The following is a 12,220-nucleotide window of genomic DNA, read 5'->3' on the forward strand; positions in this document are numbered from 1 at the left end:
TGTCACACGGTCGTTGCACTATCTCTAAAGGCTGCAGATCTGTGAACGAACAAAATCAACTAACCAATCTTGGAAAAATCATGAGGCGCCTCTGGCGGCGCTGAATCGATCGAGGATGAAGCATGTCGTCGCGTTTCGCTACGTTGGGTCGCATACCGCGCGGCGTGTGGGTATTGGGTGGCGTGAGCCTGCTGATGGACGTTTCCTCGGAAATGATCCATAGCCTGCTACCGCTGTTTATGGCGACGACGCTCGGTGCCAGCGTGATCGTCATCGGGCTGATCGAAGGGCTCGCGGAGGCGACGGCATTGATCGTCAAGGTGTTCTCCGGCGTGCTCAGCGATTACCTCGGTAAACGCAAAGGGCTGGCGCTGCTGGGCTACGGGCTGGGCGCCATCAGCAAGCCGTTTTTCGCTATCGCATCGTCGTCCGGCATGGTGATGAGCGCGCGCCTGCTGGATCGCGTGGGCAAAGGCATCCGCGGGGCGCCGCGCGATGCCCTGGTGGCCGACGTGACGCCGCCGGAAATTCGCGGCGCGGCCTTCGGGCTGCGGCAGTCGCTGGATACCGTCGGCGCCTTTTTAGGGCCGCTGCTGGCCGTCGGCCTGATGCTGCTGTGGCACAACGATTTTCGCGCCATCTTTTGGGTGGCGACGGTCCCGGCGGCGCTGGCGATTGCGCTGCTGTTTTTCGGCCTGAAAGAGCCGACCGCCGCGATAACCCACAAGCGCACCAACCCGATCACCCGCGCCAACCTGCGGCTGCTGGGGCGCAGCTATTGGTGGGTGGTGAGCATCGGCGCGATCTTTACGCTGGCGCGCTTCAGCGAAGCGTTCCTGGTGTTGAAGGCGCAGCAGGGCGGCACGCCGCTGGCGCTGATCCCACTGGTGATGGTCGCCATGAATCTGGTCTACGCCTGCTCGGCCTATCCGTTCGGAAAACTGTCTGACCGCATGAGCCATGAAGGATTGCTGAAAGCCGGGTTGCTGGTGCTGATCGCCGCCGACCTGGTATTGGCGCTGAGCGATCATTGGAGCGGGGTGCTGTTTGGCGTAGCGCTGTGGGGGGTGCACATGGGCATGACCCAGGGGCTATTGGCGGCGATGGTGGCGCATACAGCGCCGGCTCATCTGCGCGGCACCGCGTTTGGCATGTTCAATCTGATCAGCGGCGTGGCGCTGCTGCTGGCGAGTCTTGGGGCTGGAACCTTGTGGGAGCTGTTCGGTTCCGCCTCCACCTTCTACGCCGGGTCACTCATCTGCGTAGTGACGCTTATCGGTATGCAGCTGGCGCCGTTTGGCGCACGGCAGGGGGCTTAACGGCCCTCGACAGATTGCGGCACCGCTTGCAGCAGCTCTGGCACCCGCTGGGATTCCACCGCCCGGCTGAACAGAAAACCCTGGCCAATATGGAAACCGGCTTCGCACAGCGTTTGCCGCTGCTGCTCGGTTTCCACGCCCTCGGCGATGATATCGATCGACAGCTTCTGACCGAGGATACCGATGCTTTCCACGATCGCCAGGATCGCCGGTTCGGTGTTCATGCGTTGAACGAAATCGCAGTCCAGCTTAATGCAGTCCAGCGGGTAATCCATGATATGGCTGAATGAGGAATGGCCGGTGCCGAAGTCGTCCAGTGCGATGCGGATGCCCATCTCTTTGAGCATTTGCAGCGCGCGCAGCACGTACTTGGAGCCATGTTTGTTGAACGCGTGCTCGGTCACTTCCAGTTCGATCAGGTGGTGGGGAATATGGAATTTCAGCAGGCGCTGCAGGAAGGTTTCGGCGTAGTTGTCGCGTAAAAATTCGATCGGCGACACGTTCAGCGAGATAGGGCGTACCGCCACGCCGGCCGCGCGCCAGCGGGCGATATCGGCGAAGACCTTCAGCTGCATGGCTTCGCTGATCTTGGTCGCCAGCTCGTAGTCGTTGAAGGCTTCGCTGACCGTCGCCGGCAGCTGTATGCCGTTTTGCGGGCAATGCCAGCGCAGCAACGCTTCGAAGCCGACGATGCTGCCGTCGGAGAGGCTGACCTTCGGCTGGTAGCTGGGACGGATGCAGTTGTCGCGCACGATCTGGCGCGCGTAGTTGAGCTGGCTGGCGCGCGCGCGGGCCTTGTCCATCATCTTGCGATCGAACATATAGACGCCGCCGCGGCCGCCGTCTTTCAGCTCATACAGCGCGGTATCGGCGCATTTCATCAGTTCCGAAGCGTCGCGGGCATCTTTGGGGTAGATGGCGCCGCCGATGCTCATGCCGCAATGCAGCGTCTTGCCACCGTGGGTGATCGGCGTCTCCAATTGCAGCAGAAACTTGTTGGCGATGCGGAAAATATCCTGCTCGTTTTCAACGTCGCTGATTACCACCGCGAATTCGTCCCCCCCGAGGCGGGAGACGAACGAATGCGTATTCATGCAGGCGCTGAGCCTTTTACCCAGAACCCGCAGCAGATGGTCGCCCGCCGCGTGGCCCAGCGTGTCGTTCACCAGCTTGAAGTGGTCAAGATCCAGCAGCATCAGCCCGAGGGACTTGTTGCCATGCAGGGCGCGCTTCATCTCTTGCTTCAGCTTTTTCTTGAATAAGCGCCGGTTGGGCAGGCCGGTCAATTCGTCATATTCGCTGGCGAGCAACAGACGCTGTTCCATCACGCGTTGCGACGTCACGTCGCGCGAGACGCACAAGATCTCGGCCACGGTACCGCGTTCATCGCTGACCGGCGTGAGAATGTTGTCCCAATGCTGTTTTTTACCCTGCGGCGTCACGCTCAATCCCGTGAAGCGCGCATTTTTTCCTGATCTGACGCTGCGCAGCGCCTTGCGGCCGCGGCGCCGGATCTCGGGTGACAGCAGGCCCAGCCAGGGCATGCCAAACTCTTTTTGCGCCGGATCCAGGCCGAGCGCCAGGCTGCCGGAGCGGTTCATGTGCCGCAGCGTGCCGTCGCGATTGATCACTTTGATGCAGTCGACGCTGGCGTCCAGCATGTCTTGCTGGATAGAGAGCGCCTGAACGTTTTGCTGACGTTGCAGCATTTGCGGGTGGATGTCGGTAGCGGTGAGGTACCAGCTGGGCTCCAGTGCCATGCCGTCCTGACGGGCGTTAAACGCCAGCATAAACCAACGGTAGGCGCCGCTGCGATCGCGTAGGCGTGCCTCGCCGGCGAATGAGGAGAGGGCAACGATCGCCTGGCGCCATTGTGTGGCCAGCCGATCGCGATCGTCGGGGTGCAGGGTATCGAGCCAATCAGCGGCGCCGTGTTCACCGGCGATTGCGCCGGTATAGTCGCGCCACTGTTTATTGAAGTAGCCGCCAAGGCGGTTGCCGAAGCAAATCAGACCGGGCAAGTCGTCTACGATTTCGCTATAGAGATCAATCGGATTTTTGTTATTGGTCTGCTTGGGCAACAGGGTCATGCGGCATTTCCTCGGAAAATTACCCATATTCTCGCTCTCTAGCAGAGCCTCTTTCAATATAGTCTTGCCAATGAAATTGGGAATAGCCAGCGGGCGCGGCTAAAAATCAGCCCGCTAGCATGGAATACATCCAGCGTGAACGCATTAGGAATACTCCTGTTATTTATAAGCCCCCCTTATATTGCAACGAAAAATAAGTGATCGGACCACGATGGGTTTTTGCCATAAAAGTTAATCAATCTGATGTTTCTATTTGATGAAATGTTCAGGTGTTTTTATGCTCTTCCACCGGCTGCTCTGCCGGCGCTATGCGTCTTCACTGACGAAAATCTCACTTATGGCGGCAATAACCGCCATTTTATGCACTCTTCAGCGGTTGTCGCAGCACCGTCGCCCGGCGTTTAGAGAAAAGTTATGATGCAAATCAAGAAATGTTTTGTTTCATCTGTTGACACTTTGCTTACGTATAAGATAGCCTCGCGAATGATAATCATTAGCAAAACTGGATAGTGAGGCGAAATGCACCCACAGCCTGATCCTTACGCCCGCACCCGATGGTCGGGGCATTTCGGCGCAACGGCGCCGGCAAGCGTACATTCGCCTCCTCTCCAAACGTCTGCGCCATAGGCGCCCGGCGCGATGGCATCTCTTTGTCTGTCTGCGCCCATTTTCATCTCTCAGCCTGTCTGTTCGCGCGGCCCGCGTCGGGCCCGCATGTGTTATCCGTCGTTTCACGATCATAGGAGGTTTCAGCGCGGTTAAAACGTAAGTTTTCTTCTGGGTATAAATAAACATGGAGCGTAAAATGATACTTAATAAAAGATTGAAGTTAGCGTATTGCGTTTTTCTGGGTTGTTATGGCTTATCCATTCATTCTTCTCTTGCCGCTTATCAGGATCCCGGTCGATTGGGCGTGCCTGACAGTTGGAAAACCGCGGAGTTTAATCGCCAATGGGGGCTTAAGGCTATTTCCGCCGAATTCGCCTATGCCAGAGGCTATACCGGAAAAGGTATAACCATCGGCATTATCGATAACGCCATTCTTTCCCATTCTGAATTCGCCGGTAAACTGACGCGCCTGGATAACGGCAGTTATAACTTCTCGTATGATAAACAAGATAATATGTCTTTCGGCGATCACGGCACGCACGTAGCCGGTATCGCGGCGGCTAAAAGAGATGGCGCAGGTATGCACGGCGTTGCTTTCGACGCGGATATTATCGGCACCAAATTGAATGATTACGGTAATCGCAACGGCCGTGAAGAGCTGATTCAGAGCGCAGCCCGCGTCATCAATAACAGCTGGGGGATCGCGCCAGATATACGGCGAGACGCCAAAGGCGATATCATCTGGTTGCCGAACGGCAGGCCGGACTACGTGGCATTTGTAAAAAGCGAAGTGATCGCCGAGATGATGCGCAGCAAATCCAGCGTGGAATGGGGCAGCGAACAACCGGTGCCCACCGGCGGGCACAGCGCCATGTCGACGCTGCTGCGGGCGGCCAGGCACGGCAAGCTGATCGTCTTCTCGGCAGGAAATTACAACAACTACAATATCCCGGAAGCGCAAAAGTCACTGCCTTACGCTTTCCCGGACGTACTGAATAATTACCTGATTGTGACCAACCTGAGTGACGAAAATCAGTTAAGCGTTTCCTCGACCAGCTGCGGACAAACGGCCAGCTACTGCGTTTCCGCGCCGGGTTCTGATATTTACAGCACCGTTGGCCGGCTGGAATCCAATACCGGCGGTGCCGTGAATCGCGAAGCTTATAATAAGGGCGAGCTGTCGGTTAATCCCGGCTACGGCAATAAATCCGGCACCTCAATGGCGGCGCCGCACGTTACCGGCGTTGCCGCCGTATTGATGCAACGTTTCCCTTATATGAGCGCCGATCAAATATCCGCGGTAATTAAAACCACCGCCACCGATTTGGGTGTTGCCGGTATTGATAATCTGTTAGGCTGGGGACGTGTCAATTTACGCGATGCGATCAACGGTCCGAAAATGTTTATTACCCAAGAGGATATCCCGCAGGAATATTATGTACCGGGCTCCTACAGTGAAAAACAGTTCGTGGTGAATATCCCCGGCCTGGGAAATATCGTCGAACCCGGTACCTCTGTTGAGCGGCGCTGCACGTCGAGCGAATGCGACTTCGATTCGTGGAGTAACGACATCAGCGGGCACGGCGGCTTGACCAAAACGGGCGCCGGTACGCTGGCGTTGTTGGGTAATAACACCTATCGCGGTGATACCTGGGTGAAACAGGGCGTGTTGGCGATCAACGGTTCGGTGGCCTCCAACGTCTATATCGAAAATAGCGGCACGTTGTCCGGTGAGGGTACCGTAGGCGCCTTCAGAGCGGTTCGGGGCGGCAGCGTCGCGCCGGGTAACGGCATCGGCACGCTGCATGTGTTGCACGACGCCATTTTTGATCGCGGTTCGCAGTATAACGTGGAAGTGGCGGACAATGGCCGCAGCGATAAGATCGCCGCGCGGCGCGCTTTCCTCAACGGCGGCAGTGTGAATGTCAGCCTGGAGCGCAGCCAAAACCTGCTGTCGCAGAATGAGGCGCAGAGTCTGCTGGGCAACAAGTACACCATCCTGACCACGACGGACGGCGTCAACGGCCGGTTCGAAAACGCCAACCCATCGTATCCGTTTGTTAAAGTCGCGCTGGATTATCAGGGCAATGACGTCGGCCTTGGCATCACGCGCACCGACGCCAGCTTTGACAGCCTGGCCAGCACTGAGAACGAGAAAGCGGTAGCTCGTGCGGTGGAGACGCTCAACGCGACGGAACCAGTCACGGAAACGGTGAAGCGCAGCGTGGCTGCCCCTACCGCTGAGGCGCTAAGCGCACTGCAAGGTGATGAAGGCAAAGCGCAAGCCGCTACCGAAGATGCGGGCGTCGTAACCGGCCATCCGGTGTATGAAAGCTTCCTCGGCTTCACGTCGGCCAGAGAGCTGCAACAGGCGACCCGTCAACTGTCCGGCCAGATCCACGCGGATATGGCTTCCGCCCAGATTAACGAAAGCCGTTACCTACGCGATGCCGCCACCGAGCGCTTGCGCCAGGCGGAAGGCCGCCGTATCGCTTCCGATATCAAGGCGGATGATAATGGGGCCTGGGCGAAACTGCTGGGCAACTGGGGGCATGCTTCCGGCAACGACAACGCCACCGGCTACCAGACCTCTACCTATGGCGTACTGTTAGGTCTGGACAGCGAACTGTTTGACGACGGCCGGCTTGGGGTGATGACCGGGTATACCCGCACTTCGCTGGATGGCGGTTATCAGTCAGATGCCCACAGCGACAACTACCATCTGGGGCTGTACGGCGACAAACGCTTCGGCGCGTTGGCCCTGCGAGCAGGCGGCACCTATACCTGGCATCGCATCGACACCTCGCGCTCGGTGAACTACGGCGCGCAGTCGGATCGCGAGAAGGCCAAGTATAACGCGCGTACCGGTCAGCTGTTCATCGAAAGCGGCTACGATTGGTCGAGCGATGCGGTCAACCTTGAGCCGTTCGCCAACCTGGCGTATACCCATTACCGTAACGAGGAGATCAACGAGCAAGGCGGGGCAGCGGCACTGCGCGGCGACAAACAAAGTCAGTCCGCCACCGCCTCGACGCTGGGTCTCCGCGCCGACACCGAGTGGCAAACCGACAGTGTGGCGATCGCGCTACGCGGCGAGCTGGGTTGGCAGCATCAATACGGCAAGCTGGAACGCAAAACGCAGCTGATGTTCAAACGCACTGATGCGGCGTTCGACGTAAACAGCGTGCCGGTTTCCCGCGATGGCGCGATTCTGAAAGCGGGCGTCGATGTGTCGATTAACAAAAACGCCGTCCTGTCCCTTGGCTACGGCGGGCAGCTGTCGTCCAACCACCAGGATAACAGCGTCAACGCCGGTCTGACCTGGCGCTTCTGATCGCGGTTAGCGTGCTTCGCTTTATTCAGCCCTCATCGTGACGATGGGGGTTTTTTATTGCGCGGGCGGCAAGCCGTCGACGATGGTAATCATGGCTTCCGCCACGTGGCGCCGCTGTTGTTTTGCCAATTGATAGGCCGGTGAATGGTAGCAGGCCAACGCGGTAGCGTAGTCGTCGAATTCGATCAGCACATGCTTTATGAACGCCGGGCCTTCCAGCGTTTGCGCCTGTTCGCCGCGGGCGAGAAAACGGGCGTTGAACTGGCGAAACGCCTGGGGCGCCAAATCCATATAATGCTGATATTGCTGCGGATCTCTTACGGTGACATGGGCAATCCAATACGCGGGCATTTCAGGACTCCTGCTGCAGAATGCGCTTGGCCAGTGCGGCAGCCTCGGTCAGATGTTCGATGACCTCTTGCCTGGCCTGCGTCGGGTTGTTTTGCTCGATGGCGTGATAGATCCGCGTCATGCGCTCGAAACCGGCCAGCTGACGCTCCGGGGTTTTCAGGGTCAGGGCACGCAGGCGACTGATGCGGCTATTCAGGCGTTGAACGATTTCCCAGGCGATGGCGTGATGGGCCACCTGGAAAATGGTTTCATAAAAAGCCTGCGACGCTTCAACGCGCTGAATATCGTCCTGCCCGGCCGAAGCCTGATTAATTGCAATTAATTTTTCATGCAGTTTCTTTTTATCTTCCGGCCCAGCGTTCAAGGCGCAGTCGTGAGCGGCATCCTGTTCAAGCAGCAGACGAATAGTATAAATCTGCTCGGCAATGTCCCAGGTTAAAATAGCGACAATCGGCCCTTTCTTACCGAGCGTCTCAATGAGTCCCTCCGCTTCGAGATAACGGATCACCTCACGCACTACGCTGCGGCTGACGCCCAGCTCCTCGCACAGGCTGCGTTCCACCAAACGATCGCCGGCCTGAAAATACCCTGAGATAATCGCCTGCCTAATTTTCGCCAATGCCAATTCGCGCAAGGTGACCGGTGCATTCTCAATCTTCAATGATGCCTGAACCATAATTGTCTCTATTTTTTGTGGATCATCATTAATCCGGATAACGACGCGAATTCCCGTTTGCCCGGTACTATTAACATCTTTCCAACCCGCAAAGCAACGGCGGCCGATTTCGCGCCGCATCGCCAAAACGGTGAATGTTGCAGCAGCTCACAAAATCGAAAGATAGCCTAAAAAAAACGCTTTTCGTTGCCGATACCCGCTGGCTCAACGGGTTCGGCATCGGCACAGGTTGCCGAGTGGGGGCGGTCATGGCCGGCGTTTTGCCCCCAGTCAAAGCCCAATCGAGTTTATTAATGCATTGATTAATAAGTGTTATTTTCAATTTATTTTTGCCGTCTCATCGTAAAATAAGAATACCGTATTATGGTATACCAAATTTTGACATGCCAATCTGCCCGATGCTATACCCTCGAATCGTGACACATGGTTAACATTCGATTTACTTTTCGAGGTCCCTTATGCATCAAGACATTCGCAAGACCCTGGTCTCTACCGAAACGATCTACACCGACGGCGGCAAATCGGCGGGCAAACCGCTGGTGATGATCGCCGCTGCGGCGGTCATCAAAAACCCCTGGGCCAGACAAGGCTTTGTCGAGGATCTGGCGCCAAAGATTCGAGAAATGGCGCCGGTGCTGGGTGAGCTGCTGACCGGTTTGATCCTCAAGGAGGCCGGTTCCGGCGAGCGGGTGGAAGCCTTCGGCAAAAGCGCGGTGGTGGGGCTGGGCGGCGAGTTGGAACACGCCTCGGCGCTGATCCACACGCTGCATTTTGGCAACCACTACCGCTCGGCGGTCAACGGCAAAAGCTATCTGGCGTTCAACAATACCCGTGGGCCGGCCAACGCGCCGATTCTGATCCCGATGATGGGGAAAAACGACGAAGGCAGCCGTGAGCACTACCTGACATTCCAGTTCAACATCAACGACGCGCCTTTCGACGACGAAATCGTCATTGCACTGGGCGCGGCGCTGGGGGGGCGGCCGCATCACCGTATCGGAAACCGTTATTTGGATCTGAAAGAGTTGGGCCATGATCAGAACAATCCGGCAGCTGTCTGAGCCCGCTCTGCGGGTGGGGTATCTGGAGGCCGGGCGTGGCGAGCCGCTGGTGTTGATCCACGGCGTAGGCATGAATGCGGAGGTCTGGTATCCCCAGCTCGATGCGCTCAGCGCGCGCTTTCGGGTTATCGCCGTCGATATGCCGGGCCACGGCGAAAGCGAAGGCTTCTCCCACGCCGCGACGCTGGAGGATTACGTGCGCTGGATGGCGGCTTTCTTAAACACCCTGGATGCGCCGAGCGTTGCGGTGGCGGGGCACTCGATGGGAGCCTTGATCACGGCCGGTTTGGCGATCGATTATCCGGAGCGGGTTAATCGTGCCGTGGTGATGAGCGGCGTGTTCCAGCGTACGGCCCAAGCCAGCGCCGCGGTCGCGCAACGCGCCAGCGCGTTGGCCAACGGCCAGACACAGCTCGACTCGCCGCTGAGCCGGTGGTTCGGCGCCGATCCTGTCGAACAGCATCTGCGCCGGCAGGTGGGCGGCTGGTTGCAACAGGTGGACGTTGCGGGCTATGCCCGCGCGTATCAGGCATTTGCAACCGGCGATCGGGTGTATGCCCAGCGTTGGCACCTTATCCGCTGCCCGGTATTGGTGCTGACCGGCGAGCACGACGCCAACTCCAGCCCTGAGATGGCGCGGCAAATGGCGCAGGCCGCCCCAAACGGGCGCGCAGTGATCATTGAGAACGCCAAACACATGGTCAGCCTGACCGATGCGCAACGCGTCAACGCGCTGATGCTCGATTTTCTGACCGCAGAGCAACCTTTGACTTTAGGAGCGGCTAATGGACGCGGATAAACGCAGGCAGTTGCGCGACGCTTTCGGCGCCTTTATGACCGGCGTCACCATTGTGACTTCGGTGGACAAGCACGGGCGGCCGATTGGCTTCACCGCCAATTCGTTTTCGTCGGTCTCGCTGGATCCGGCGCTGCTGTTGGTGAGCATCGATAAGCGTTCGGCGAACTTGGAGCACTTTACCCAGTGCAGCCATTTCGCCATCAATATTCTGGCGGAACGGCAAAAAGAGGCTTCAACCATTTTTGCGCAAAAGAACGAAGACCGCTTTGCGCTGATCGATTGGCGCTGGAGCGCGTCACGGGTGCCGCTTATCGATAACAGTTCGGCGTGGTTCGACTGCGCGCTGCATCAGGTGGTGGACGCCGGCGACCATGCCATTCTGATCGGCAAAGTAGAGGGGTTCGAGTCCAACGCGACCGCCGGTCTGGGGTATTACCGCGGTGCATACTTCACGCCTTATCAAAACGCGCAGTCGCTGATTGGCGGGCCGCAGGTGGTGGTGAGCGCGCTGATCGAGTTTGAGGGGCACGCCGTGATGGTGCGGCAAAACGACGGCGGCTATCAGCTGCCGTCCAGCCCGGTGGAGAAACGCAGCGTCAGCGAAACGTTGGGGGATTTACTGCAGCAGTTGGGCATCAATGCCCATCCGGGTTTCGTCTATTCCGTCTACGACGACCGGCAGAAGAACCAGCAACACATCGTTTTTCTGTGCGCGCTGCCGACCGACGCCGGCAGCCTGACGCCGCAGCTGAGCACGGCGGAATGGTTCGACATGCCGACGCTGGCACGGTTGCCGATCAAGGATCCGGCGCTGCGGTCGATGATGGGCCGGTTCGTCAAAGAAAACGCCGTGGGGAATTACGGTATCTATTATGGCGATGAGCACAGCGGTGCCATCAAGCAATTCGCCGGTTGAAGCTAAGCGGGAGAGTGTAATGAAACTGTCTTTATTCGTGCATATGGAACGAACGTTACCCGAAGAATCCCAGGAAAAGCTATACCAGGAGATGATCGAACTGTGTGAAATCGCCGATCGTGGTGGCATGCACGCCATCTGGACCGGTGAGCACCACGGCATGAATTTCACCATCGCGCCGAATCCGTTCATCAATCTGGCGGATATCGCCCGGCGCACGTCCAGGGTGCGGCTCGGCACCGGCACCATCATTGCGCCATTCAATCACCCGATCCGTCTGGCGGGCGAGGCGGCGATGACCGATATCATCACCGGCGGCAGGCTGGAGCTGGGTATCGCGCGCGGCGCCTATTCCTATGAATACGAACGGCTGATGCCCGGTTTAACCGCCTGGGATGCCGGGCAGCGCATGCGCGAGCTGATCCCGGCGGTGAAAAAACTGTGGCAGGGCGACTATGCCCATCAGGGGGAATACTGGTCGTTCCCGGCGACCACCTCTTCGCCGCTGCCGAAACAGCAGCCGCATCCGCCGATTTGGGTAGCGGCGCGCGATCCCAACAGTCACGAATTTGCGGTGCAAAACGGCTGCAACGTTCAGGTTACGCCGCTGCATCAGGGGGAAGAGGAGATCGTAAGGCTGGTAACCTGTTTCAACGAGGCTCGCGCGCGTTTCGCCGCCGAGCAGCCGCTGAAGATCATGCTGTTGCAGCATGGCTACGTGGCGGAAGACGAGACGGACGCCCGTCTGGCGGCGGAAGAACTCAACCGTTTCTACCACTACTTCGGCGCCTGGTTCAAGAATCAACGTCCGGTTCAAAAAGGGTTGATTCAGCCGCTCAGCGACGAGGAGATTGCCGCCAATACCTATTACTCCGCCGACATGATGCGTAGCAACCTGGCTATCGGCACCGCCAATGAGGTCATTACGCGACTGAAAAAATATGAGGCGCTGGGTTATGACGAGTTTGCGTTGTGGATTGACAGCGGCATGAGCTTTGCGCGTAAAAAGGCCTCTCTGGAGCGGTTCATTCGCTGCGTGATGCCGGAATTTCACTGACGGAGGCG

9 protein-coding genes are annotated in these 12,220 nt (G+C 58.0%); 6 read left to right on the forward strand and 3 right to left on the reverse strand.

Annotated features, from left to right (window positions below; all coding sequences use genetic code 11):
* The first annotated feature begins 122 nt into the window (after positions 1–122).
* Positions 123–1,319: an MFS transporter gene (locus FOT55_RS17335; protein ID WP_147823784.1), complete on the forward strand. Its 1,197-nt coding sequence runs from the start codon at positions 123–125 to the stop codon at positions 1,317–1,319.
* On the opposite strand, the gene FOT55_RS17340 is transcribed toward FOT55_RS17335, so the two are convergent.
* The gene (locus FOT55_RS17340) at positions 1,316–3,409 is read right to left on the reverse strand and encodes a putative bifunctional diguanylate cyclase/phosphodiesterase (RefSeq protein WP_147823785.1); all 2,094 of its coding nucleotides are present in this window, start codon (positions 3,407–3,409) and stop codon (positions 1,316–1,318) included. The two genes, FOT55_RS17335 and FOT55_RS17340, sit on opposite strands and share 4 nt — an antisense overlap.
* Positions 3,410–4,316: 907 nt before the next feature.
* On the opposite strand from FOT55_RS17340, the gene FOT55_RS17345 reads away from it, so the two are divergent.
* Positions 4,317–7,352, forward strand: coding sequence for an autotransporter domain-containing protein (locus tag FOT55_RS17345; protein ID WP_147823786.1), 3,036 nt, complete (start codon positions 4,317–4,319; stop codon positions 7,350–7,352).
* A gap of 54 nt (positions 7,353–7,406) precedes the next feature.
* Here FOT55_RS17345 and FOT55_RS17350 read toward each other — a convergent pair whose 3' ends face one another.
* Together FOT55_RS17350 and FOT55_RS17355 are read right to left on the reverse strand one after the other, a co-directional pair.
* Complete coding sequence (locus FOT55_RS17350) at positions 7,407–7,703, reverse strand: DUF1330 domain-containing protein (protein ID WP_049204019.1); 297 nt, start codon at positions 7,701–7,703, stop codon at positions 7,407–7,409.
* A gap of 1 nt (position 7,704) precedes the next feature.
* Entirely contained in the window at positions 7,705–8,499 is a 795-nt protein-coding gene (locus FOT55_RS17355) for a GntR family transcriptional regulator (RefSeq protein WP_225735574.1), read from the reverse strand.
* A 338-nt stretch (positions 8,500–8,837) separates the two neighbouring features.
* Here FOT55_RS17355 and FOT55_RS17360 point away from each other — a divergent pair, with 338 nt between their 5' ends.
* Genes FOT55_RS17360 through FOT55_RS17375 form a run of 4 tightly spaced genes read left to right on the forward strand, consistent with a single transcriptional unit; the run spans position 8,838 to position 12,212 of the window.
* Positions 8,838–9,440, forward strand: coding sequence for an amino acid synthesis family protein (locus tag FOT55_RS17360; RefSeq protein WP_043137410.1), 603 nt, complete (start codon positions 8,838–8,840; stop codon positions 9,438–9,440).
* Positions 9,412–10,239, forward strand: coding sequence for an alpha/beta fold hydrolase (locus tag FOT55_RS17365; protein ID WP_043137407.1), 828 nt, complete (start codon positions 9,412–9,414; stop codon positions 10,237–10,239). Before FOT55_RS17360 ends, FOT55_RS17365 begins: the two co-directional genes overlap by 29 nt.
* A complete protein-coding gene (locus FOT55_RS17370) occupies positions 10,226–11,155 on the forward strand; it encodes a flavin reductase family protein (RefSeq protein ID WP_043137404.1) in 930 nt (309 codons plus the stop codon). The genes FOT55_RS17365 and FOT55_RS17370 overlap by 14 nt, the downstream gene beginning before the upstream one ends.
* Before the next feature lie 19 nt (positions 11,156–11,174).
* Complete coding sequence (locus FOT55_RS17375) at positions 11,175–12,212, forward strand: LLM class flavin-dependent oxidoreductase (RefSeq protein WP_060433046.1); 1,038 nt, start codon at positions 11,175–11,177, stop codon at positions 12,210–12,212.
* Positions 12,213–12,220 lie beyond the last annotated feature (8 nt).

It is taken from the genome of Serratia bockelmannii (genome assembly GCF_008011855.1).
GTDB classification, from domain to species: domain Bacteria; phylum Pseudomonadota; class Gammaproteobacteria; order Enterobacterales; family Enterobacteriaceae; genus Serratia; species Serratia bockelmannii.

What these genes read in the sequence shown, in the direction of transcription:
- FOT55_RS17335 (WP_147823784.1), top strand. Translation starts at nt 123, where the DNA reads ATGTCGTCGCGTTTCGCTACGTTGGGTCGCATACCGCGCGGCGTGTGG.
- FOT55_RS17340 (WP_147823785.1), bottom strand. Translation starts at nt 3,409, where the DNA reads ATGACCCTGTTGCCCAAGCAGACCAATAACAAAAATCCGATTGATCTC.
- FOT55_RS17350 (WP_049204019.1), bottom strand. Translation starts at nt 7,703, where the DNA reads ATGCCCGCGTATTGGATTGCCCATGTCACCGTAAGAGATCCGCAGCAA.
- FOT55_RS17355 (WP_225735574.1), bottom strand. Translation starts at nt 8,499, where the DNA reads ATGCGGCGCGAAATCGGCCGCCGTTGCTTTGCGGGTTGGAAAGATGTT.
- FOT55_RS17360 (WP_043137410.1), top strand. Translation starts at nt 8,838, where the DNA reads ATGCATCAAGACATTCGCAAGACCCTGGTCTCTACCGAAACGATCTAC.
- FOT55_RS17365 (WP_043137407.1), top strand. Translation starts at nt 9,412, where the DNA reads ATGATCAGAACAATCCGGCAGCTGTCTGAGCCCGCTCTGCGGGTGGGG.
- FOT55_RS17370 (WP_043137404.1), top strand. Translation starts at nt 10,226, where the DNA reads ATGGACGCGGATAAACGCAGGCAGTTGCGCGACGCTTTCGGCGCCTTT.
- FOT55_RS17375 (WP_060433046.1), top strand. Translation starts at nt 11,175, where the DNA reads ATGAAACTGTCTTTATTCGTGCATATGGAACGAACGTTACCCGAAGAA.